Origin of the sequence: Citrobacter sp. Cpo142 (genome assembly GCF_030332425.1) — a bacterium.
In the GTDB taxonomy this organism is placed as follows: domain Bacteria; phylum Pseudomonadota; class Gammaproteobacteria; order Enterobacterales; family Enterobacteriaceae; genus Citrobacter; species Citrobacter portucalensis.
This window is the reverse complement of the sequence record NZ_JAOWHW010000149.1, coordinates 80,770-104,911: the sequence shown is the minus strand read 5'-3', so window position 1 is coordinate 104,911 and position 24,142 is coordinate 80,770. Positions and strand designations below refer to the sequence as shown.

The following is a 24,142-nucleotide window of genomic DNA, read 5'->3' as shown; positions in this document are numbered from 1 at the left end:
AATGACATTCAGAGATTTTGAGGCGGAAGAAAAGCTCTTCCAGCGGCGTGTATTGGTGGCCTTTGGCCTGGTAGTCATCTGTTTTGGCATCCTGATTTACAATCTGTATAACTTACAAATCTGTCAGCACCAGTATTACACCACCCGGTCGAATGCAAACGACATCAAAATGCTGCCCGTCGCCCCAACGCGCGGCATGATTTACGATCGCAACGGCATCCCGCTGGTGCGCAACGTTACCTGGTACGATATTTCTGTTACGCCGTATAAAATCAGCGATATGAATGCGTTACTCCAGCAGCTCACGCCGATCGTTGACCTCACTCCTGATGACATAGACCAGTTTCGCCATGAGCTGAAAACCAGCAGCCGCTATCGTCCTGTGGTGCTAAAAAATGCGCTAACCGATGTCGAAATCGCCCGTTTCTCGGTAAACCAGTTTCATTTTAGCGGCGTCAACATCAATAGTTACGAAGACCGCCAGTATCCCTATGGCGCGGCGCTGGCGCATGTCCTGGGTTATGTTTCAAAAATCAATGACAACGACCTGAAAGCACTGGATCAAAAAGGTCTGGCGGAGAACTACGCCGCCGATCACAACATCGGTAAGCAAGGTATTGAGCGCTATTACGAAAACGAACTGCATGGAAAGACCGGTTATCAGGAGGTGGAAGTAGATAACCACGGACGCATCGTACGCCTGATCAAAGATGTGCCGCCCGTTGCCGGAAAAGATATCCATCTGACGCTGGATTTACATTTACAGCAATATATTGAGAGCCTGTTAGCTGGCCAGCGTGCCGCCGTTTTGGTTGAAGATCCACACGACGGTTCCGTACTGGCGATGGTCTCAAACCCCAGCTACGACCCTAATCCGTTTGTCAAAGGCATCAGCTATCAGGACTATAACAAGCTACTCCAGGATAAAGACCTGCCATTAATCAACCGCGTCACGCAGGGGTTGTACCCTCCCGCTTCAACGGTCAAACCGTATATGGCGATGTCGGCATTACTAAACGGTGTGATCACACCGCAGACCAGTTTCTTCGGTGCTCCTACCTGGACGCTACCCGGCACCGAGCGACATTACCGTGACTGGAAAAAAACGGGCCACGGTATGCTGGATGTCACCAAAGCGATAGAAGAGTCTGCCGATACGTTCTTCTATCAGGTGGCGTATATGATGGGGATCGACCGGATTAACAGCATGCTCAGCCAGTTTGGTTACGGTAAACCGACCGGCATCGATCTTGATGAGGAGTATAACGGCCTGCTCCCGAGCCGCGAATGGAAGCAAAAAGTGCACAAAAAAGCCTGGTATCAGGGAGATACTATTTCAGTTGGCATCGGCCAGGGCTACTGGATTGCCACGCCTATCCAGATGGTAAAAGCCATGGTCGCACTGATTAACAACGGCAAGGTTATCGTCCCTCACCTGCTGCTCGATGAAGAGAGCGGCAAAACCATCACGCCGTATCAGGCTCCAGAAGCTCCGTCACAAATCGCATCAGCCTCATCGCCCTACTGGGGACTGGTGCGTCAGGCGATGTTCGGCATGGCAAATGAACCCAATGGTACAGGTTATAAGTTCTTTCACACCGCGCCTTACGGCATTGCGGCGAAAAGCGGCACCTCACAGGTCTTTAGCCTGAAAGAAAATCAGACCTACAATGCGAAGATGATCCCTGTCCGCTTGCGCGACCACGTGTTCTACACCGCATTTGCGCCCTATAAGAACCCGAAGGTCGCGGTAGCGTTAATTCTGGAAAACGGCGGCAGCGATGGTGTCACCGCCGCGCCGGTTATGCGTCAAATCATGGATCATCTGTTTGCCCCGCAGGACAACACGGTACAAACAGTGACGACTGAACCATCAGGTCCGATAGCGGTATCGCCATCGAATACCGATATCAAAAATACTTTCGCAAGTATTCGGTAAGACACAGCATCGCCATCGCCTGTCCGTAAGGCATGGAGGTCCGAGGAATATTGCGATAGAAATCGAGATTGTGTCCCATCCCGGTACCAAACGAGGTGTGCAGCAGTTCACCTTCCGGTGAAATATGCTGCACAATGCCGCGAATGGCTTTTTCGGCCACCAGCGCATACTCTTGCCCAACATAGCGTTTACGCACTGCTTTGAGGATCCCATAGGCAAATCCGGCAGTTGCCGATGCTTCCAGATACGACTGAGGGTCGTCCAGCAAGGTATGCCACAACCCACTTTCATCCTGGCATTTCGCCAGCGCCGCGATTTGCGCGTTCAGGACCTGAACCAGATAGCGGTGAACAGAATTGTTTTCCGGTAAATCAAGTAATTCGAGGAAGTCCGGGATCACGATAGTTAACCAACTGTTGCCACGCGCCCAGCGGGCATTAGCAAAGTTATGATTTCCTTCATAGCTCCAGCCGTGGAACCACAGCCCCGTTTCTTTATCCATCAGGTTTTGCACGTGCAGCAGGAACTGATACGTTGCCTCTTCGATGTAGTCCGGGCGATTGAGTAGCTTGCCAATCTTCGCCAGCGGTAAAACCGTCATCATCAGCGTGTCATCCCACATCTGTTGATGGTTTTCTTCCGCCAGCGTGATGTGTTGCATACCACCAAATTCGGTACGCGGCATCTCATGCATTGCCCACTCAGCCCAGCTGTCGAGCCACGGCAGATACGCTGGGTTACGCGTCTCTTCATAGCGATACGCCAACGTTAAAAATGGCGCCATGGTGTTCACGTTTTTGGTGGTCGCACCTTCAGCAAAACGCTCGGCAAACCAGCTATCGATGATATCGCGCATCGTTTCATCGCCGGTTTGCAGATAGTACTGATACATCCCGTACAGGCCGACGCCGTGTGTCCACTCCCATCCCGCCCAGCCCTTGGTATCAATTACGCGACCATCGTCCAGACGCAGCAAGAACTCACCGGTTTCGTCATGAATATTGACCAGATTATGCGTCACCTTTTTGATCAGCGTTTTTAATTCATCCCTGGCAATAAAATGTTCTGGCTGGCGCAATAACGGGCTATGTTTAACCGGGTAAACAATCATTTACTTAACCTCTGTCAATGTCGGATTCAATGCTGAGACTTGCCCCTGTTACGGCGCAGCAGCTTTTTTGGAGGCCCCGCAATCCTCACTTTGACAATGGGCATCCTTATAGGGTCACAGTAAAAGCTAACAGGAAGTGAAACCTTTCTATTTCTGCCAGAAGGATTCGTGAAATGGCAAGAATACAAAGAGTCCGGCAACGTACGTCACTTATTTTATAAAACAGCGTTTCTATTTAATTGAGTGAGAGACTGAAATGTTGAAACAACCAGCAGTTTCAACTGCTGGTCTGAATGACGGTGGGTGTTAACGGTAGTTCACAATCACCTGATTGCTCTGAATGCGTAACGCGGGGATCAGGCGACCACCGCCGGGGACCTCCCAGACAAAATGCATCGGTTCAATGGCCGGAACGTTATTGAACCCGTTGGTGGTCCCACTTTGCCCGTCCAGCTCGACACAACGGGACTGAGAACATAAACGCACCCGCAAACCTGCGGGCGTGGGGCCATTCAGCTCATAGCGCCAGGCCACCAGCGTCATCAAGCCTGAGACCGGCTGGCTGGGAACCAAAGGATCAGACGAGGCTGATTGGCCACGGTGATTTAAGGTGATCCCCATGCCACTTGCCTGCCAGGCCCCTTCTCCAGCGGCCTGCGCCACCAGAGGAAAAAACAACAACCACAGTAACTTACGCATTATTTACCTCCAATGGTCGCCGTCATGCGGATATGGCGGTTATCGGAAAGCTCCATATTCGATAACACCACCAACTGCGGGATGCTGCGACGTAAAAACCGCGCCAGTAACGGACGTAACGCGTGATTAACCAGCAAGACCGGCGGCGCGCCCAACATTTCCTGCCGGGACAGCGCTTCCTGAGTCTGGGCCAGCAGTCGGTCTGCAAGCCCAGGCTCCAGGCCGCCGCCCCCCTGCAGCGCTTGCAGCAGCAAACGCTCGAGCGGAGTATCAAGGCCGATAACCTGAACCTCTTCATTCCCCGGGAACCACTGCTGAGTGATGGCGCGCCCTAACGCAACACGGACCACAGCAGTCAGCTCATGCGGATCGTTTTGCAGCGGCGCATGTTCCGCCAGTGTTTCAAGGATGGTGCGCATATCGCGAATCGGTACTTTCTCGTCCAGTAAGTTCTGCAGCACTTTATGCAGCGTGGTGAGCGTCACAACGCCCGGCACCAGATCTTCCGTCAGCTTTGGCATCTCCTGCGACACTCGATCCAGTAACTGCTGCGCTTCCTGACGGCCAAACAGCTCAGCGGCGAACTGCCCAATCAGGTGGTTTAGATGAGTAGCGACAACAGTACTGGCTTCAACCACCGTAAAACCCTGAATCTGCGCCTGTTCCTTCAATGCGCTTTCAATCCAGATAGCGTCCAGTCCGAAAGCCGGATCGACCGTTTTCTCACCCGGTAGCGACCCGGCGGCAGTACCCGGGTTAATGGCCAGCCAGCGTCCCGGATAGGCGTCACCACTGCCAATTTCTACCCCTTTCATCAAAATTCGATAGCGGGCTGGCTGCAGATCCATATTGTCACGGATATGCACCACCGGCGGCAGGAAGCCCATATCCTGGGCAAATTTCTTACGAATACTGCGAATTCGCCCCAGCAACTCGCCATCCTGCTGAAAGTCTACCATCGGGATCAGGCGATAACCGACCTCCATGCCCAGCGAATCTTCCAGCTGTACGTCATTCCACGTCGCTTCCACCACGGAGTTGTTTTCCGGCATTTTCACCGGCTGCGGTTCATCTGGCGCTTTTTGCTCACGACCGCGCATCCACCAGGCCAGACCCAGTAACGCAGCGGTAAACATCAGAAACACCAGGTTCGGCATGCCAGGAACCAGACCCAAAAGCCCAAGCACCGCCGCGCTGAGCAGCATAACGCTGGGATTACTGAACAGTTGGGTCACCATCTGTTCGCCTACGTCCTGGTCGGTACTCACGCGGGTCACGATAACCCCCGCCGCGGTGGAGATAACCAGAGCAGGAATTTGTGCCACCAGCCCGTCACCGATGGTCAGCAGGGTATAACTTTCCGCAGCGCTGCCCATGCTCATACCATGCTGCAACACCCCAACTAACAGGCCGCCGACCACGTTGATAACCATGATCAGAATACCGGCGATGGCATCTCCACGGACGAATTTACTCGCACCGTCCATAGAGCCGTAGAAATCCGCTTCCTGGGTCACTTCCGAGCGTCGTTTTTTAGCTTCATCTTCGCCAATCAGACCGGCATTCAAATCCGCATCAATCGCCATCTGCTTGCCGGGCATTCCGTCCAGCACGAAGCGAGCGCCAACCTCGGCGATACGTCCGGCACCTTTGGTGATTACCATAAAGTTAATGATGACGAGAATCACGAAGACCACGATGCCGATCGCAAAGTTACCGCCCACCAGGAAGTGACCAAAGGCTTCAACTACCTTCCCCGCCGCCGCTGCGCCGGTGTGTCCTTCCATCAAAATGATACGGGTCGACGCGACGTTCAGCGCCAGGCGTAATAATGTGGTAAACAGCAAAATCGTCGGGAATGCGGCAAACTCCAGCGTACGCTGGGTGAACATCGCCACCAGCAGCACCATGATCGACAGCGCGATGTTAAATGTGAACAGCAAATCGAGGACGAAAGCCGGCAGCGGCAGCACCATCATCGACAAGATCAGCAGGATGAGGATCGGTCCGGCAAGGATTTGCCATTGCGTGGATTTCAGGTTGCTGGGCAGACGCAGCATCGCGACCAGATTAGCCATCAGTATTCTTCTCGTTCATGAAATCCAGTGCTTCAGGCACCGGAAGGTTTTCAGGTTGTGGTGGACGCTTGCCGCCAGCCAGACGCCAGCGTTTTAGCTGCCATACCCATGCCAGTACTTCAGCAACGGCGGCATACAATTGACCAGGTATTTGCTGACCAATTTCAGCATGGCGATAGAGCGCACGCGCCAGTGGCGGCGCTTCTAATGTCGGGACACGGTGCTCTGCGCCAATTTCACGGATGCGCAGCGCAACCAGCCCGGCCCCTTTCGCAACAACTTTCGGCGCGCTCATTTTGTTCTCGTCATACTTCAACGCCACTGAGTAGTGCGTAGGGTTAGTGACAATAACGTCTGCTTTCGGCACATCCGCCATCATGCGACGCTGAGCGGCCGCGCGCTGCATTTGACGAATTTTGCCCTTAACGTGCGGGTCACCTTCGCTTTGCTTAAATTCATCGCGGATATCCTGACGCGACATACGTAGCTTTTTCACATGGCTATAGATCTGGAAAAAGACGTCGAACCCCACCATCGGAATAACACCAAGTACCACCAGTAGTGCACACATACCGACTAAATCCAGGGCGTTGCCCATCGCCGTAATCGGTGACTCCGCCATCAGACGCATCATCGCCGGCCAGTTATGCCAGAGATAAAATCCGGCCACGCTTCCCACTAACGTGGACTTCAGTATCGCTTTGAGCAGTTCTGCGCCGGTTTGCGCGGAAAACATGCGCTTAATGCCCGGTAACGGATTCAGCTTCGAGAATTTGGGTTGCAGGGATTTACCGCTGAAAATCAAGCCGCCAAGCATCACCGGGGAGATTAAAGCCACCAAAACGACGCCGGTAATCAACGGCAACAGCGCAATCATTGCGTCTTTAATCAACAGGATGATTTGGCTGAGGATCAGATTCGGGTCGTTGACCATACTGTGGTCAAAACGTAATCCGGTCGACAGCATGCCAGCCAGTCTGCGGGCAAGCGACTCCCCACCTATCCAGATAATGCACACACCCACCAGCAAAATGAGCAGTGAGGTTAGCTCTTTGGATCGGGGGATCTGCCCTTCTTCCCGCGCTTTTTCAAGTCGGTGGGGTGTGGGGGCTTCTGTTTTGTCGTCGTCGCTTTCTTCTGCCACGCATCAGACCCTGGATAGAGATATAGGCGAGAATGATGCCAGAACAGCTATCCAGCAATGGGAAGAGTAAGCGGTAAAAAAGACGGGATTTATGGCTTTAAGCAGAATTGCGCGTAAGCCGGATGCGAGGTCCACGCCTCACATCCGGCAAATACTCATCAGAACCCGAGGCTATCCAGCAGGTCGTCAACCTGATCCTGACTTGCCACTACACCGGCTTTCGAGGCGTCAACCTGCGGGCCGTTAAGCAAGCTTTCGTTTTCACGTTTTGGACGAGCGCCCTGTTCCGGAATGTTTTCCAACAGAACCATCAGCAGCTGACGTTCAATTTCCTGGATAACATCCATCATGCGCTTGATGACCTGTCCGGTGAGATCCTGGAAATCCTGCGCCATCATGATGTCCAGCAACTGGGCATTGGTAAAGCTGGTATGTCCGGGCACATCACCAAGGAATTGACGGGTATCGGTGACCAGTTCTCGAGCGTCGGACAGTTCGATCGGATTTTCGAACCATTCATCCCAGCGTTTGGTCAGGTCTTTGGCCCCTTTTTCCATCGCGTCCTGATGCGGCTGCGAAGCTTCTACGCTGTTCAGCGCGCGCTCTGCCGCCTGAGCGGTCATCTGTACAACGTAATCGAGACGATCGCGGGCATCAGGAATCGCTTCTGCCGCTTCGGCAATGGCCTGATCCAGCCCCAGTTCACGCAAGCTGTCGCGCAGCATTCGGGTCAAACTGCCGATGCGCGCGATGATGTCCCCGGCAGAGTGTTCGTCAGCAGGTTTAATTTGTGGTTGCATCATCATCACACCCTCACATGCCCAGTTTCTCAAAGATTTTATTCAGTTTTTCTTCCAGCGTCGCCGCCGTGAACGGTTTCACGACATAGCCACTGGCACCTGCCTGTGCTGCCGCAATGATGTTCTCTTTTTTCGCTTCTGCCGTGACCATCAGCACCGGCAGAGAAGCCATCCCGCCATCGGCACGGATGGTTTTCAGCAGTTCCAGTCCATCCATGTTCGGCATGTTCCAGTCAGAAATAACAAAGCCGAATCCCCCAGCCTGCAGCTTGTTCAGCGCATCCACGCCATCTTCAGCCTCTTCAACATTGTTGAATCCCAGCTCTTTAAGCAGGTTACGCACGATGCGACGCATGGTGGAAAAGTCATCCACAACCAAAAACTTAAGCTCTTTATCCGCCATAAAAATAAACTCCTGATTCAAATACGTATTGCCTGTCCGGCACTAATTTTCACCAGCATTTGCTGGCTCACCTGGCTAAGATCGACCACTTCGCTTACGCCACCCATATTGATGGCCTCGCGCGGCATGCCGAACACCACACAACTTGCTTCGTTTTGCGCAATGGTCCAGGCTCCCGCCTGATTCATCGCTAACATTCCGGCTGCGCCATCGTTGCCCATACCGGTCAGGATCACCCCGACGGCATTGCGCCCCGCATGTTTCGCCACCGAATGGAACAGCACATCCACTGAAGGCCGATGCCGATTAACCGGCGGACCGTCATGAATTTTGATTTGATAGTTCGCGCCGCTGCGCGCCAGTTCCATATGCTTGTCGCCCGGCGCGATATACGCATGCCCTGGAAGTACGCGCTCTCCGTCCTCTGCCTCTTTCACGGTTATCTGGCACAGTTTGTTCAGTCGTTCGGCGAACGAACGGGTAAATCCTGGCGGCATATGCTGGGTAATAAGAATACCCGGACTTGAAAGCGGCAATGGCTGGAGTACATGGCGAATTGCCTCTGTTCCTCCGGTTGAGGCGCCAATCACCAGCAGTTTTTCCGAACTGAGTAATGGCCCTGCCTTCAAGGTCGTCGGTGCAGCCATGGGCTTATGGGCCGCCAGTTTTGCCCGCGATGCGGTGCGGATTTTCTCCGCAATCATCTCGCTATACGCCAGCATTCCTTCGCGGATCCCCAGTTGCGGTTTGGTGACAAAATCAATCGCCCCCAGCTCCAGCGCCCGCAGCGTGACCTCTGAACCTTTACCGGTCAGCGAAGAAACCATGACTACCGGCATCGGACGCAGACGCATCAACTTCTCAAGAAAGTCGAGGCCGTCCATGCGCGGCATTTCCACGTCCAGCGTCAGGACGTCGGGATTGTATTTTTTGATTAAATCCCGGGCGACCAACGGATCCGGCGCCGTCGCCACCATTTCCATATCACTGTGACTATTAATAATTTCGGTCATGATTTGACGCATCAATGCAGAATCATCTACCGACAACACCCTGATTTTACTCATGCTTTATCCTTACCTGGCGCATGCGCATACACGGTCTGTCCACGCAGGCTAAACTCGCGCACAAGGTTGCTAAAGTTTTCTGAATGACCTGCAAACAGCAGCCCGTCAGGTTTAAGAAGTGGAACAAAACGGTGCAAAATGTTCTGTTGAGTCGTTTTATCGAAATAGATCATAACGTTACGACAAAATATGGCGTCGAACGGTCCGGGCACGTTGTACTGCTTATCCAGTAAATTCACGCTGGAAAATTCAACATGCACTGCCAGTTCCTGCCGAACGCGTACCAGCCCTTCATGCGGCCCGGTGCCGCGCATGAAATAACGCTGCAACTGCTGGGGTGACAGCGTCTTTAGCTCATCGAGGCGGTAAATGCCGTTTCTGGCCTTTTCCAGCACTTCGGTATCAATGTCGCTGGCAAATACACGCCAGCGGCCCGGTGCCATACCTAAGGTATCGGCAAGCGTAATCGCAATGCTGTAGGGTTCTTCTCCGGTTGACGCCGCCGCGCTCCAGACTCGGTATTCACCGCTGCGCCGACGAGCGTGATCTGACAGCACCGGAAAATGATGCCCTTCGCGAAAAAACGCGGTCAGGTTGGTTGTCAGGGAGTTAATAAAAGCCTGCCACTCAGCGCTGTTCTGGTTAGCTTCCAGCATGCTGAGATAGCGACCAAAGTCATCCAGCCCCAGGGTACGCAGACGACGAACCAGGCGGTTATAAACCATGTCCCGCTTATGGTCGGCCAGTACGATCCCCGCACGCTGGTAGATTAATTGACATATCCGACGAAAATGCGCGTCAGACAGCGCGAGGCGCTGTGTCATCTGTAACAATAATGACGTTTGCCCGGAGGGCAGAGATGATGTCATAGCGCCTTCTCAATCACATTCAGGATACAACGGGCGCAACCTGAGGCTGCGCCAACTCTTGTTTTGCTACGGTTTGCTCTTCAAGTTTAAAAAATGCGACACAAGCAGAAAGATGATCGGCCTGCGTCGCAAGTTGTCCGGCGGCGGATGCGGCTTCTTCCACCAGACCGGCGTTTTGCTGCGTCACGGAGTCCATCTGGCTGACGGCCTGCGCCACCTGCTCAATGCCTCTGCGCTGTTCATCGGATGCCGAGGCAATCTCGCCCATGATGTCGTTAACCCGGGTCACCGAACTGACAATTTCCGTCATCGTGCGCGACGCCATATCCACCAGTTGCGATCCCTGATGCACCCGGATGACGGATTCCTCAATCAGTCCCTTAATTTCTTTCGCCGCCTGTGCGCTACGGCTTGCCAGATTGCGCACTTCTCCGGCGACGACGGCAAAACCACGCCCTTGCTCCCCCGCTCTGGCGGCCTCTACCGCGGCATTCAACGCCAGGATATTGGTCTGGAAGGCAATGCTGTCAATCACCCCGATAATGTCGCCGATTTTCTGCGAGCTGGCAGAAATCTCATGCATGGTGCTGGCGACCCGGGACGTCTGCTCGCCACCTTTATGCGCTGTGTCTGCCGCACTTTTGGCGATTCCTGACGCCTGGCGTGCGTTATCAGCGTTCTGGCCGACGGTGGCGGTCAGTTGTTCCATGCTGGCCGCCGTTTGCGCCAGCGCAGCCGCCTGCTGTTCAGTCCGTGAAGACAAATCGTTATTGCCCATCGCGATTTCTGAAATACCGCTATGCATGGCTGAGCTGCCCTGACGAACGTCACTTACCGTTTCGCGTAACGCCTTTTGCATCTTCTGCAGGCTGGCAAAAATAGCCGAGATCTCATTGCGCCCATAAACCGCTACCGGTCGTGCCAAGTTCCCCGCGGCAATACTGTCGAAATGGCTGCCAATAATCGCCAGCGGCTGAACGATCATCTTGCGTGACCAGAACAGCGCACCGCTGGTGAGCAGTGCCGCCAGTACCACCATGGTGGCGAAAATCACCCCCGACATATGGTAATTACGCTGACTCTGCTCCCCCGCCGTTTGCAACACGCTGTCAATGTTGCTCTGCCACGCATTCACATTCGCATCAAAAGCATCCTGAGCCGCCTGCACCGGCGCGGTCAGAAAATCTGACAACTGATTGTTTTCAAGCCAGGTTGCCTGATGCGCGAGAGCGCTGTGCCACTGGCTGAAGCTATTCTCCGTTGCGCCAAACAGCGCCTTGCCTTGCTCCGTCGAATCCGACGTCGCCATAAAGCGTTTAAACATCAATTCAGACTGCGTCAGGCTATCGCGCGCGAGGGTCATCAGCGTTTTGATGTCCTCTGGCGGATAGCTCAGGGCGGTCAGCGTCCCTGCCTTATTAAGGGCCGTACTGGCCTGTAATAACACAGCGCGGGTTTGGGCCAGCGCAGCGCGTTGCTGATTACTCCGTTCGACCTGATTCAGGTTCTGAAAACCGTCCCGAAATGCCCAGAAGGACAAGCCATTACTGCCAATCTGCAAAACTCCGCAGAGGATCAAAATCAAAAACAGCGTGGTCGAAATTCGAATACGATTAAACATCAACGCTCCCATCGGGCGGCACTGGCCGCGGTTTAACTATCAGTCAAAATGTTTCCCAATTGGTATCTTGTTCAATGCTCTGGCGCGGATAGGATGCGCTCGGGGCTGCAGGTAATCGTGTATCGCGCGGTTTTGTCGAGGCCGGACGTGACGCAAGACGGAAAGTCGATACCGACTGCGTTAAGCGACTGGCCTGTTCTTCAAGAGCGGCCGCTGCGGCAGCTGACTCCTGTACCAATGAGGCGTTTTGCTGCGTAACACGATCCATTTCAGAGACCGCGAGCGCAACCTGATCAATCCCCCGGCTTTGCTCGTCAGATGCCGAGGCAATCTCGCCCATAATGTCTGTCACCCGCGTCACGGCATTGACGATATCGTTCATCGTTTCGCCGGCGCTTTCTACCAGTACGGAACCGGTATCAACCCGGGAAACGGAATCTTCAATCAATGCCTTAATCTCTTTCGCCGCCTGCGCACTGCGGCTTGCCAGATTACGCACTTCACCCGCCACCACAGCAAAGCCGCGGCCTTGCTCACCGGCACGCGCTGCTTCAACCGCCGCGTTCAGTGCGAGAATGTTGGTCTGAAAGGCAATGCCATCGATGACGCTGATGATGTCGGCGATTTTCTTCGAGCTATCGGCGATTTCGTGCATGGTGTTCACCACGCTATCAACCACTTTGCCGCCATGCTGCGCGGTATCGGACGCGCTTTTCGCCAGTTGCGAGGCCTGACGCGCGTTGTCCGCGTTTTGCTTCACGGTTGCGGTCAACTGTTCCATGCTGGCTGCGGTCTCTTCCAGTGCAGACGCCTGCTGTTCCGTACGAGATGAAAGGTCAGTGTTTCCGCTGGCAATTTCGCTGGTACCGGAATAAATCGCATCAGAGCCTTCACGCACCAGGGTGACGGTTTCCGTCAAGGAGCGCTGCATATGATCAACCGTACTGGCCAGCTCGCCGATTTCGTTACGACCGCTAACAGCGAGAGTTGCGGTCAGGTTACCGCTGGCGATTTCCCGGATATGGGCAATGACACGGGACAGAGGATTAAGCAGGGTATGACGGATGCCGTACCAGACCACCACCAGAATCAGCACCAGCACGACGGCCAACACGCCAAGCTGCCATTGGGCGAAATGGTAATCCCGCGCGCTTTGATCAAATGCCTGGACGTAAAGCTTTTCGCTAACGCTGGCGTACTTGCCCAGCGCCTCGCCGAGCGCGTTTTGCATTCCCTGCGTAGGCTGCGCAAAGTAGGCGTCCATATTGCCGCTTTCCAGAAACTGAACCAGTTCTGCCAGGGCCGCATGGTACTGCTGATATTTTTCCTCAACGTTGCCGCTGGCTTCTGCCATTTCCGGCAACGGTGCGATGTTTTTAAATTTTGCGTAATGCGTTTCAGCCTGTGCCAGCGATGCTTTCGCATTCTTCAGCAGATCGTTTTTGGCGCTGCTTTGCTGGTTAGACGCATCCATCATCATGCGCGCAGAAGAACGGCTTAAATTGATTCGTGTTTGCAGCATCAGATCCCATGTTGAGGTGAGTTCACTTTGCTGCTGTCGAAGATCGTTAGAAATAACAAAACTTTGCTGATTCTGCTGCAATGAAGAAAACAACAGACCACCGGAAACAAGCTGTAGCAGTGCGAAAACCCCCAGCACCATCATCAGCATTGTGACAACGCGGATACGGTTAAACATAAGGCACCTTCCTGAAAACGAGTTATCAACGTTATCGGCACTCGCTGAGATAACTTTACGTTTGCGAAAAGGAAATCCTGAAGGGATGTGAAGCCTGGCGAGGGGAAAATAAAACGGGTGCGCAGCAACCACAAATTATTCACATAAAAACACCATAATTATCATGTAAATAACATTTATTTTCATCGATGAGCACGGCCAGAATGGCCGAAGTACGCATTTTTATGTGATTGAGATCACACATACGCATCGTAAATACCACAACAAAATGGATAAAAAATTAAAAAAAGTTGTATCCGCTTACGCTTTAATCCAATTTATATGATGAATACCTCGTTACCACTTAATAAGTATAAAAAATGAGTAATCGATCAATAAATGTTAAATCCTTACTGAGGGCTTTTTAGTGGCAAATGCAAACAAACTCACGTTGTTTATCGTGATCTTCATGCTGGCGGGGATCCTGTCGGGTGCGGTGATCCACTCTTATGCCTCCCCCGGCGTTGTGACCGCCTGGGCCGATAACATTACGCTTCTTACCGACATCTTTTTACGCCTGATTAAAATGGTGATCGCGCCTTTAGTATTCAGCACCCTGACAGTTGGTATTATGCGCCTGGGAGAAACGTCCACCATCGGACGCGTGGGCGGCAAAGCGATGATCTGGTTTATCAGCTCTTCTATATTGTCTATCCTGGTCGGTCTGTTTGTGGTTTCCCTTGAGCAACCTGGCAGCGGGCTGAACCTGGCGATCCCACTGGAAGCCACCGACACCGGTCTCGCCGTGGGCGGCATGAGCCTGAAAGGTTTTCTGACGCATACCATTCCAACCAGCATCGCCGAAGCGATGGCTAACAATGAGATCCTGCAAATTGTAGTGTTCTCAATGTTCTTCGGTATTGGTGGCGCATCGCTCGGAGAGAAATTTAACGCTCCACTGGTTGCCGCGCTGGATGTGGTTTCCCACATTATGCTGAAAGTGACCGGCTACGTGATGTACGTTGCGCCGCTGGCTATTTTTGCCGCCATCTCTTCCGTCATCTCCACCCAAGGGCTGGGGATCCTGCTTAACTATGCGTCGTTTATCGGCGGCTACTATGTGGCGATTTTGCTGACCTGCCTGGTTCTGCTGGCTGTGGGTTATGTCATGCTGAAAAAAGAGGTATTTCGCCTGGTGAGCATGCTGAAAGACCCGGTTTTGGTCGCATTCACCACCAGCAGCTCTGAGGCCGCTTATCCGAAAACGCTGGAGCAATTAACTAAATTTGGCTGCTCACCCAACATCGTGTCATTCGTGCTACCTATCGGTTATTCGTTTAACCTGGTCGGTTCCATGGTCTATTGTTCATTTGCCTCCATGTTTATCGCGCAGGCCTATAACATCCACCTATCCTTCGCAGAAATCACCGTCCTGATGCTGACGCTGATGCTGGCGTCCAAAGGGATTGCCGGTGTGCCGCGTTCAGCTCTGGTGGTACTGGCTGCAACCATCCCGAGCTTTAACATTCCGGTCGCCGGGATCCTGTTGCTGATGGGAATTGACCACTTCCTGGATATGGGACGTTCAGCAATCAACGTATTAGGTAACGGGATTGCAACGGCGATGCTGGCGCAGGATGAAGGTTTACTGGAAGAAGAACCGGAGCTGGTTGAGCGGGAAGCGTAAGAGGGAAATCTGCCGGATACGCTACGCTCATCCGGCCTGCAACAGCAATCATTGTAGGCCGGATGAGTTATGGCGATTATGCGACGTGGGAAGCGGCAATATCCAGCAGCGCCATTTCTTCGCTGTTCAGCAGCTTCTCAATGTTGACCAGAATCAGCATCCGGTCACCCAGCGCACCCAATCCCGTCAAATATTCCGTTGACAGCGTGACCGCAAACTCTGGTGCCGGACGGATTTGATCCGTCGTCAGCGACAGCACATCCGAGACGCCATCTACCACAATGCCAACCACACGCTGACCCAGATTCAGCACGATCACCACGGTGTTTTCGTTGTAATCCACATCGCTCTGGCTAAATTTCACGCGCAGGTCGACGATAGGCACAATCACACCACGCAGGTTTGTGACGCCTTTGATAAACGCTGGCGTGTTAGCGATGCGCGTCACCTGATCATAACCACGGATTTCCTGCACTTTCAGGATATCGATACCGTACTCTTCATCCCCCAGCGTAAACACGAGGAATTCCTGACCTGACGGTTCGCCGGCCAGTTTAGTTACATTACTCATACCGGTCATATTATTCCCTTCTCACTCAATCAGGCGGCTGTGATCGCCACACGTTGTTCGCGGTTTAACCCCTGCAATGCAGAGACATCGACAATCAGCGCGACGCTGCCGTCGCCGAGGATCGTTGCAGCAGAAATACCTGGCACTTTGCGGTAGTTGCTTTCCAGGTTTTTGACCACCACCTGGTGTTGGCCAATTAACTGATCCACCAGCAGCGCATAGCGACGCCCTGCACTTTGTAAAATGACCACTATGCCCTGAGTCGCTTCAGTTTTAGCGCCTTCAACCTCAAAGACTTTCCACAACTCAACCAGCGGTAAATATTCGCCACGCACTTCCAGAACGCGCTCTCCTCCGGCCAGCGGATGGAGATCTTCTTCGCGCGGTTGCAGCGATTCCATAACGGCATTCAGTGGCAGAATGAAGACCTCATCGGCCACACGCACGGACATCCCGTCGAGGATCGCCAGCGTCAGCGGCAGCAGAATGCGAATAGTGGTCCCCTGTCCCTGTTTAGACTGGATCTCAACATGGCCGCCCATCTCCTGGATATTTCGCTTCACCACATCCATACCCACGCCGCGTCCGGAAACATCCGTCACCTGTTCGGCGGTCGAAAAGCCTGGAGCGAAGATCAGCATACCCACTTCGTCATCGCTCATGTTTTCGTGGATCGGCATGCCCTGAGAGACAGCTTTAGCCAGGATACGTTCGCGGTTCAGGCCAGCGCCATCATCGGTCACTTCAATACAAATATTCCCGCCCTGATGCTCCGCGGAAAGCGTCAGATTGCCGATTGGGCTTTTGCCGGATTCAAGGCGTTTTTCCGGCAGCTCGATACCATGGTCGAGACTGTTACGCACCAAGTGCGTCAACGGATCGATGATGCGTTCAATCAGGCTCTTATCGAGTTCGGTTGAGCTACCTACCTGCGTCAGCTCGACCTGTTTACCCAGCTTACCGGCCAGATCGCGCACCAGACGAGGGAAACGGCTGAACACATACTCCATTGGCATCATACGAATCGACATCACCGACTCTTGCAAATCTCGGGCGTTACGTTGTAACTGACCCATACTGGTGATGAGATCGCCATGATTGACAGGATCCAGTTCGTTAGAGCGCTGGGCCAGCATCGACTGCGTGATCACCAACTCACCGACCAGGTTAATAAGCTGATCAACCTTTTCAACCGCTACGCGGATACTGGTCGACTCGCTGGCGCGGGCGGGTTTTTCACGTTCCACGCGGCTATGTGGTGCTTCACTGGCGGTAGCTTTCACCGCAGGTGCCACAGCAACCGGCTGCGGCTCAGTGACAACAGCCACCTCTTCAGGTTCTACTGCCACAGGCGCTGCGCTGACGGTTTCGAATTCAATTTGGTCAGCTTCAATGACAAAGCAGAGCACCGCGATGATGTCATCTTCTGCAAGGTTGCCATCAAGCGTTGCTGATAACGTGTCGCTTCCTTTTACCACATCGGTTAAGGTCGCCAGATTCCCCAGTTCCTCTTCCAGTAAATCCACTTCGCTGGCTTTCAGACGCGAGAGAGTAATGCGTTTTTTACTCTCTTCACTGGCGGATTCTGGCTTTGCAACCGCCTCTTCCTGCATCGCGGCGCTGTCAACAACGCTCAGTTTTGCTGAGTTGACTACTGCCGGTGCGGTTTCACCTTTCGCTTCGAGCGCTAACTGCCGTAACGCCTGGCAGATATACTCAAAACTGTCGGCATCAGGCTCCACTGAGCTTTTATAGGCGTCGAGCTGTTCCTGCATAATATCTTTCGTTTCCAAAAACAGGTTGATAATGTCGGCATTGAGCTGCATCTCGCCACGCCGCGCTTCATCCAGCAGGTTTTCCATCAGATGGGTCGTTTCCTGCAAAATGGTAAAGCCGAAGGTGCCCGCCCCGCCTTTAATCGAGTGCGCTGCACGAAAAATGGCATTCAGCTGTTCGGAATCTGGGGCTTCAGGAACCAAATCAAGCAGGTGTTGCTCCATATCAGCCAACAGTTCGTCAGCTTCATCAAAAAATGTCTGATAAAAATCGCTAATATCCATGCTCACGCTATCACCTCGGATTGGCTGGTGGCGATGTGGGAACGCTTACCGGCGGGAGTTCCGCTGGCCGTTGTAAGACACTTACCGGCTCATTCTGGCTTTCAGCGTTTTCATGCAAAATGGCCTCTTCTGCCTGCTTATTGAGAACCAGCAGGCTAATACGGCGGTTGATAGCGTCTTCAGGACCGCGATCGCTCAGACGCATCGTGGCGGCCATACCTACCACACGTAATACTTTTCCATCATCCAGACCGCCGCTAACCAGCTCGCGACGCGATGCATTTGCGCGATCGGCAGACAATTCCCAGTTGCTGTACCCTTTCTCACCATTCGCGTAAGGGTAATCATCCGTGTGACCGGAAAGGCTGATCCGGTTAGGGATCCCGTTGAGCACTGGTGCAATCGCGCGCAGGATATCGCGCATGTACGGCTCAACTTCAGCGCTACCGGTCTTAAACATCGGGCGATTCTGGCTGTCGATAATCTGTATCCGCAGACCTTCCTGAACTAAATCAATCTTTAAATGCGGACGCAGCGCTCGCAGTTTGGGATCGGATTCAATCAGTTGATCGAGATCGCCGCGAAGTTTGCTCAAGCGGCTCTGTTCCATACGTTTTCTCAGGTCATCAATATTCGGCTGCTTGTTCACCTCGCCCTGCTGCTGGGTGTAATCATCCCCGCCGCCTGGAATCGGGCTTTGGCTATTCGAAATACGATTTCCCCCAGTCACTGCGGTGGCCAGCGGTGTACGGAAATATTCGGCAATCTGGATCAATTCTTTAGGGCTGGAAATAGAAATGAGCCACATCACCAGAAAGAAGGCCATCATCGCGGTCATAAAATCGGCGTAGGCGATTTTCCACGAGCCATGCGCCCCACCACCGTGATTCTTATGCTTGCGTCGCTTTACAACGATAATGGGATGGGCCTGATTTTTCATGCGTCCTCGGTCGTCTGTTGCGCAGTTGGATTTCTCACCGCACGAACATGTTCTTCCAGTTCGATAAACGAAGGACGTTCGCTGGAGTACAGTGTTTTACGACCAAATTCAACGGCAATCGGCGGCGCGTAACCATTCAGATTGGAGAGCAGCGTTATCTTCACGCACTGCATCATTTTGGTTGTTTCAGCGCTTTTCTGTCGCAGAACGCTGGCAAGCGGAGAAATAAATCCATAGGCCAGCAAAATACCGAGGAATGTTCCCACCATCGCATGCGCAATCAACGCACCCAGCTCTGCTGCCGGGCGATCGGCAGAAGCCAGCGCATGCACAACCCCCATAACGGCCGCGACGATCCCGAATGCCGGTAGTGAGTCGCCGACCATCGCCAGACTATTCGCCGGGACTTCAGCCTCACTCTCATGAGTCTCAATTTCTTCGTCCATCAGCGCTTCAATTTCAAACGTATTCATGTTGCCGCTGATGATCAGGCGCAGATAATCGACAATAAAATCAAGCATTACAGCATCCGCAAGAATGCGCGGATAGCTGGCGAAGATTTCACTTTCTTTTGGGTTTTCGATGTCGCGCTCAAGCGAGAACATGCCCTGTTGACGTGACTTGGCCATCAGGCGATACAAGAGCGCCAGCAGATCCATATACATCGCTTTGGTGTATTTCGAACGACGGAAAAGCAACGGGATCGCTTTTATCGTCCCTTTGATGGCTTTCCCGTTATTGCCGACGATGAATGCCCCAATACCCGCACCACCGATAATCACCAGCTCAGCCGGTTGATAGAGTGCCCCAAGGTGTCCGCCGGTCATCATGTAACCGCCGAAAACTGTACCAATAACAACCAGGTAACCTAATAAGATAAGCACGACATCATCCTTTCGCAATTGACTATGACAGGATGCGCAGTCGGGCAATTAACGTAAGGTCAGGACAAAAAAAAGCAGCGGTAATTGCTTACCGCTGCTGGAGTGTTCATCCACACCGTATCAGTTAAACAGCCTGTTCGATCTGTTCATCCAGCAGTTGTGGAATAATATCGGCAGCATTCTGGGAAAGTTTACGTCTTTTTACGGCCCGTGATGGCGGTTGGCATAAACTACAGGCAAAGCTGCCTGCGGGTTGGTGTGCGTGGGTGATAAAATTCCCACCGCAGCAATTGCATTGGGACAACTCCAGCAATCCGCTGTCGACAAATCGCACCAGCGTCCACGCGCGGGTTAACGCCAGCAGTGGCCCTTCTTCAGGCTGCGGGCACTGCTCAAGATATAACCGATACGCCTTGATCACGGCATCCACGCCGCTACAGAGACCCGTTTTGAGCAAGAATTGCCATGCATTGCAAAACATCGACGCATGAATATTTTGTTCCCACGTCATAAACCAGTCGGTGGAAAACGGGAGCATCCCTTTTGGCGGAGGACTACCGCGTAATTCTTTGTACAGCTTGATTAATCGACCACGGCTTAATTGCGTTTCGCTTTCCAGCATTTGCAAACGGGCGCCCAATGTGATTAATTCCATTGCTAACTGGATATCACGCGCTTCCTGAACAATGCTTTTTTCGCTCATCATCAAGCCCTTTTCTTACGTGCTGCATCATCGATGTCGCTTAACAGGCGTGTTGAAAGCATGATACCAGTATGAATTTGCTGAAGATCGTCAACGCGGGAGTCTTGCGTCAGGCGAGTAACAGTCTGGTGATCGTCGAAACGGAAATGACATACCAGTTGGTTTGTTTCGGCCAGTTTGACCATTTGAGGAAGTGTTAATGTTGCCAACGTGTCCGCCATTTCCTCGCTGATACCAAGGCGAAACATCGCAGATGCTTTGTCCTGAACGATCAAACGCTGTGCAAGCAATAAATATGACAAATTGATGTCATAGATGTGTTTCAGCAACTCGGATGTATGCATTATTTGCATCCATAATAACCAACATTGTTTTCATGCGGTAAAACCGCACCCCGTGATGTCGCCGGGAAGGCCCGGTAAAAAAAAGCAAAAGGTCAAATACATAGCAGCGTGACGACACTTACGCGTTGTCTAAACATTCCCTTTTAAGAAGGCAGCGTCCCTTACAAGCTCACATCAATTCTTACAAATGTCTAAGATTTTTCCTAATTCGACGCAACTCTACCCGCCGTCAGTTACACATACAACGGAGCTATGCTGCGAATTTAAAGAATATGTGATCAAGATCACATAAACCAGCCAAACACTTAACATAAATCCATCAGCGTAGCTTTTACTTTGCTTATTTTTTACTCTGCCATCATCCATTTCAATTCCTGATGTACGAATATTCTTGCAATAAAAGCGAATAGTATTTTGTTCACATCCGTTAATATCACGCCGTGAAATAGCGAGCTGGATCACATATTTAACTCAAAAAACTTTTTTAATTAAATTCTTTATAAACAACAAGTTAAATATTTAGAGTGATTAATTAATACCGCGATGTGACGACCTTGCAAATGTTAATATATGTTTAATTTCTATTAACACATTGTTTTCATTAGCAGTGGGTTTCACTTAAGTAACTTGAACATATCTGCAACTAATATGAATCGATTATTCTATTTATAAGAATAATTAATGAATAATCATGATGACATTCACACTATGAAGGAAGGAAACGTTGCAGTATGGAGTAAGCTGAGTAAAGCTGAAAAGCCCTCTCATAATTCTTGAAAAAAAGGAGCGAGTTATGAGCTATTCGCACATTCTTGTTGCTGTTGCCGCCACCCCTGAAAGTCAGCAGTTGTTAGACAAGGCGGTTTCTATCGCTCGCCCTGTCAACGCCCGAATTAGCCTGATTACACTGGTCTCAGACCCCGAACTGTATAACCAGTTTGCTGCCCCCATGCTGGAAGACCTGCGTGAAGTCATGCAGGAAGAGACTCAGGATTTTATCGACAAACTTAGCAAAGAAGCAGAATACCCCATTGAACATACCTTTATTACCTATGGGGCTCTGAATGAACATATCCTGGATGTATGCCGCAAACACGCCGTTGATCTGGTCATTTACGGCAACCATAACCACAGTTTTTTTTCGCGCGCTGCCTGTTCAGCGAAAAGCGTGATTCATACCAGCCAGGTGGACGTTCTTCTGGTTCCGCTAGCTGGAGATTAATCCACGGTGCCACGACTTCATGCGAGTTTAGAACAGGAAGAGATATTGTCTGGCAGTTGGCATTGACTCCGACGCGGCGTGACCGTTTTAAGATCGCAAATGAACGTCGCCTGCCAGTTGTCGATATCGTTTTTAACGATAGTCTCAAGCATTTCAGCGTGGCGCGAGATACGTTCGGTAAGTGGCATCGTCAGCGCCTGGTTTAATGCGCCTGCCACTTCATCCCGGTCATAAGGATTAACAATAAGCGCGGAGGTTAGCTCGTTCGCCGCCCCGGCAAATTGCGATAAAACCAGCACGCCAGGGTTAGCAGGATCCTGTGCGGCCACAAACTCTTTCGCCACCAGGTTCATACCATCGCGCAACGGGGTCACCAACCCTACATCCGAGTAGCGGAAGATCTTCATCAGCAATTTACGATCAAAATACTGGTTCAGATAGTAAAGCGGCGTCCAGCCCAGTTGCCCATATTTGCCGTTGATTCGCCCTGCCTCTGTTTCCAGTTGGTGGCGAATATCCTGATAGGCCTGCACCTCTTCACGCGAGGTCGGTGCTATCTGCGTATAGCGAATTTTACCGTGGTGCTGCGGATAATGTTCCAGTAAGGCCTCATAGGCCTGAAAGCGCTCCGGCAAGCCTTTGGAGTAATCCAGACGCTCCACGGAGAAAATATTCTGCACATTTTTAAGCTCCGCTTTTAGCTGTGCCAGTTTTGGTGGCAGCGGACCGGACGCCTGTCGAGCAATCTCATCCGGTTCAATACCGATGGGATAGACCTGAGTGCGAAACGCTTTTCCCCATGCCTGGTGGTGCTTATCTTTATGCGTGGTCACCCGAGTCTGGGCTGCGAGACAGTCCAGAAAAGCCTGGCGATCGTTTTCGGTCTGGAAACCAAGCAAATCAAAATCACACATTTGCTCAAGCAGCGCCAGATGTGGAGGGAGCGCATTAAAAATTTCCGGCGTCGGAAAAGGAATATGCAGGAAAAAACCGATGCGATTGCGCACGCCGCGCTTACGTAACTCGCAGGCAAACGGCAACAGATGGTAATCATGAACCCAAATAATGTCGTCATCGCCAAGCAACGGCAGAAGTTTATCTACCAGTAAGGCATTAACCCGTTGGTAACCTTCCCAGGCAGAGCGCTGAAACTGAACTAAATCCAGTCGATAGTGAAACGCGGGCCATAAAACCGCATTTGAAAACTGGCAGTAATACTCTTCGTAATCTTGCTCACTCAAATTAAACGAGGCCCAGGTGATATTGCCACGCGTGACCTTTTTTAACGGTTTATCCTCATTACCTGTATCACCACTCCAGCCAAACCATAAACCACCAGCAGCTTTTAACGCGCCCAGTACACCGACCGCGAGCCCACCCGCGCTCCCTTTGTCATCTGGTGAGGCGATACGATTAGATACTACGACTAAACGACTCATAGCCACCTCTTCTGTTATTCGTTGCTTTGGGTTCTTGCTGCGAAGAGTTATTTTTCTCCAGCCAGTGCCAGACATCCCTGACGCCATCCAGACGCCATGTTGCCTGCGTCGGCCCGCTCCCTACCTTTACAGAAATACCGCCAGCGCGGTTAACTACAGCAAACCCTGTTTCATCTGTCAGATCATCACCGAAAAACACAGGGATCCGGCCAGCAAAAGGCGCTTCCTGCATAAATGCAGCTATCGCGTCGCCTTTATTGCTGCCCTTAGGCTTTATTTCCACGACACATTTTCCGTGCTGCAGAGCAAGCTGCGGCCATCTGCGCGTGATGCCTTCAGCCAGGGTAACCAGCGCCGCTTCGTGTTCGGGTGCCTGGCGATAATGCAACGCGAAGGCCATGCCTTTGGTTTCAAGTGTTGCCCCCGGTAACGTCACCAACGCTGCGTGTAATAACGCCCCGGCTTCACGTTCGATACCTTCAGGCAGGTTTACTATGTGCGTCTGACCATTGATGTCACGGCGTTCTGCCCCATGTACTCCGGCAAGCGGAAAACGAAACGGAGTAGTGAGTGCGTCAAGCTCAACCATTGAGCGCCCTGAAATCAATGCCAGCGCATCCGCATTCTGCGTCGCTAACTGATGTAGACATTGCAGGATTGTCTTCGGGACAACGACCTGGTCGGGAAAGGGTTTAATCTCAGCAAGTGTCCCATCGAGATCAAAAAAGTAAGCACAGTTTGCAGATTGTTCAGGGGGTAAAGTCAGTGATGCTGTCACCCGGTTATCCTCCTCATCATGGTCAGAACGCCACGCGGATCGCGGCATATAGATGATGTATGACGGATATAAGTATAGACAGTGTGACCATGCTCGCCATTTGAA

At 52.1% G+C, this 24,142-nt stretch carries 21 protein-coding genes; 3 read left to right on the top strand and 18 right to left on the bottom strand.

Translation table 11 applies throughout. The features are described 5' to 3' along the window. The first annotated feature begins 1 nt into the window (after position 1). The gene (mrdA2, locus tag OGY18_RS26045; RefSeq protein ID WP_286554852.1) at positions 2 to 1,939 is read left to right on the top strand and encodes a peptidoglycan DD-transpeptidase MrdA2; all 1,938 of its coding nucleotides are present in this window, start codon (positions 2 to 4) and stop codon (positions 1,937 to 1,939) included. On the opposite strand, the gene bglB is transcribed toward mrdA2, so the two are convergent. The 10 genes from bglB to tar form a co-directional block, all read right to left on the bottom strand. Further along, positions 1,911 to 3,050 carry a beta-galactosidase BglB gene (bglB, locus tag OGY18_RS26040; RefSeq protein WP_148361850.1) on the bottom strand — a complete coding sequence of 380 codons (1,140 nt, stop codon included), beginning with the start codon at positions 3,048 to 3,050 and terminating at the stop codon, positions 1,911 to 1,913. The genes mrdA2 and bglB overlap by 29 nt on opposite strands. Positions 3,051 to 3,356: 306 nt before the next feature. Then, positions 3,357 to 3,749, bottom strand: a complete 393-nt coding sequence (gene flhE / locus OGY18_RS26035; protein ID WP_003833862.1) for a flagellar protein FlhE — start codon at positions 3,747 to 3,749, stop codon at positions 3,357 to 3,359. Continuing rightward, positions 3,749 to 5,827, bottom strand: a complete 2,079-nt coding sequence (gene flhA, locus OGY18_RS26030) for a flagellar biosynthesis protein FlhA (RefSeq protein ID WP_003034666.1) — start codon at positions 5,825 to 5,827, stop codon at positions 3,749 to 3,751. Before flhA ends, flhE begins: the two co-directional genes overlap by 1 nt. Then, positions 5,820 to 6,971, bottom strand: coding sequence for a flagellar biosynthesis protein FlhB (gene flhB, locus OGY18_RS26025; protein ID WP_126317818.1), 1,152 nt, complete (start codon positions 6,969 to 6,971; stop codon positions 5,820 to 5,822). Before flhB ends, flhA begins: the two co-directional genes overlap by 8 nt. A 158-nt stretch (positions 6,972 to 7,129) precedes the next feature. After that, positions 7,130 to 7,774, bottom strand: coding sequence for a protein phosphatase CheZ (cheZ, locus tag OGY18_RS26020; protein WP_003034659.1), 645 nt, complete (start codon positions 7,772 to 7,774; stop codon positions 7,130 to 7,132). A gap of 10 nt (positions 7,775 to 7,784) precedes the next feature. Then, positions 7,785 to 8,174 (bottom strand): chemotaxis response regulator CheY, encoded by a 390-nt coding sequence (cheY, locus tag OGY18_RS26015; protein ID WP_003034656.1) that lies wholly within the window; start codon positions 8,172 to 8,174, stop codon positions 7,785 to 7,787. A gap of 17 nt (positions 8,175 to 8,191) precedes the next feature. Then, positions 8,192 to 9,241, bottom strand: coding sequence for a protein-glutamate methylesterase/protein-glutamine glutaminase (locus OGY18_RS26010; RefSeq protein ID WP_003833872.1), 1,050 nt, complete (start codon positions 9,239 to 9,241; stop codon positions 8,192 to 8,194). Then, positions 9,238 to 10,110: a protein-glutamate O-methyltransferase CheR gene (cheR, locus tag OGY18_RS26005; protein WP_286554849.1), complete on the bottom strand. Its 873-nt coding sequence runs from the start codon at positions 10,108 to 10,110 to the stop codon at positions 9,238 to 9,240. The genes OGY18_RS26010 and cheR overlap by 4 nt, the downstream gene beginning before the upstream one ends. A gap of 19 nt (positions 10,111 to 10,129) precedes the next feature. Then, positions 10,130 to 11,731, bottom strand: coding sequence for a methyl-accepting chemotaxis protein IV (tap, locus tag OGY18_RS26000; RefSeq protein ID WP_191235587.1), 1,602 nt, complete (start codon positions 11,729 to 11,731; stop codon positions 10,130 to 10,132). A 43-nt stretch (positions 11,732 to 11,774) separates the two neighbouring features. Then, a complete protein-coding gene (gene tar / locus OGY18_RS25995; RefSeq protein WP_286529539.1) occupies positions 11,775 to 13,430 on the bottom strand; it encodes a methyl-accepting chemotaxis protein II in 1,656 nt (551 codons plus the stop codon). A 406-nt stretch (positions 13,431 to 13,836) separates the two neighbouring features. On the opposite strand from tar, the gene OGY18_RS25990 reads away from it, so the two are divergent. Beyond that, the gene (locus tag OGY18_RS25990) at positions 13,837 to 15,096 is read left to right on the top strand and encodes a dicarboxylate/amino acid:cation symporter (protein WP_003833882.1); all 1,260 of its coding nucleotides are present in this window, start codon (positions 13,837 to 13,839) and stop codon (positions 15,094 to 15,096) included. Between the two features lie 76 nt (positions 15,097 to 15,172). Here OGY18_RS25990 and cheW read toward each other — a convergent pair whose 3' ends face one another. The 6 genes from cheW to flhD all read right to left on the bottom strand — a co-directional run bounded on the left by cheW (position 15,173) and on the right by flhD (position 20,598). Further along, positions 15,173 to 15,676 carry a chemotaxis protein CheW gene (cheW, locus tag OGY18_RS25985; protein ID WP_003034638.1) on the bottom strand — a complete coding sequence of 168 codons (504 nt, stop codon included), beginning with the start codon at positions 15,674 to 15,676 and terminating at the stop codon, positions 15,173 to 15,175. Between the two features lie 20 nt (positions 15,677 to 15,696). Continuing rightward, positions 15,697 to 17,733: a chemotaxis protein CheA gene (gene cheA / locus OGY18_RS25980; protein WP_279275817.1), complete on the bottom strand. Its 2,037-nt coding sequence runs from the start codon at positions 17,731 to 17,733 to the stop codon at positions 15,697 to 15,699. 4 nt (positions 17,734 to 17,737) lie between these two features. After that, a complete protein-coding gene (gene motB, locus OGY18_RS25975; protein ID WP_003034631.1) occupies positions 17,738 to 18,667 on the bottom strand; it encodes a flagellar motor protein MotB in 930 nt (309 codons plus the stop codon). Continuing rightward, positions 18,664 to 19,551, bottom strand: coding sequence for a flagellar motor stator protein MotA (gene motA / locus OGY18_RS25970; RefSeq protein WP_286554845.1), 888 nt, complete (start codon positions 19,549 to 19,551; stop codon positions 18,664 to 18,666). Before motA ends, motB begins: the two co-directional genes overlap by 4 nt. A 124-nt stretch (positions 19,552 to 19,675) precedes the next feature. Beyond that, entirely contained in the window at positions 19,676 to 20,260 is a 585-nt protein-coding gene (flhC, locus tag OGY18_RS25965; RefSeq protein WP_008785071.1) for a flagellar transcriptional regulator FlhC, read from the bottom strand. Beyond that, positions 20,257 to 20,598: a flagellar transcriptional regulator FlhD gene (gene flhD, locus OGY18_RS25960; RefSeq protein WP_003034622.1), complete on the bottom strand. Its 342-nt coding sequence runs from the start codon at positions 20,596 to 20,598 to the stop codon at positions 20,257 to 20,259. The genes flhC and flhD overlap by 4 nt, the downstream gene beginning before the upstream one ends. Positions 20,599 to 21,391: 793 nt before the next feature. Here flhD and uspC point away from each other — a divergent pair. Next, entirely contained in the window at positions 21,392 to 21,820 is a 429-nt protein-coding gene (gene uspC, locus OGY18_RS25955; RefSeq protein WP_063940887.1) for a universal stress protein UspC, read from the top strand. Positions 21,821 to 21,837: 17 nt separating this feature from the next. Here the strand turns inward: uspC and otsA are convergent, their stop codons facing one another. After that, entirely contained in the window at positions 21,838 to 23,259 is a 1,422-nt protein-coding gene (otsA, locus tag OGY18_RS25950; protein ID WP_003833894.1) for an alpha,alpha-trehalose-phosphate synthase, read from the bottom strand. Next, positions 23,234 to 24,085 (bottom strand): trehalose-phosphatase, encoded by an 852-nt coding sequence (otsB, locus tag OGY18_RS25945; RefSeq protein ID WP_407599951.1) that lies wholly within the window; start codon positions 24,083 to 24,085, stop codon positions 23,234 to 23,236. Before otsB ends, otsA begins: the two co-directional genes overlap by 26 nt. Between the last annotated feature and the right edge of the window lie 57 nt (positions 24,086 to 24,142).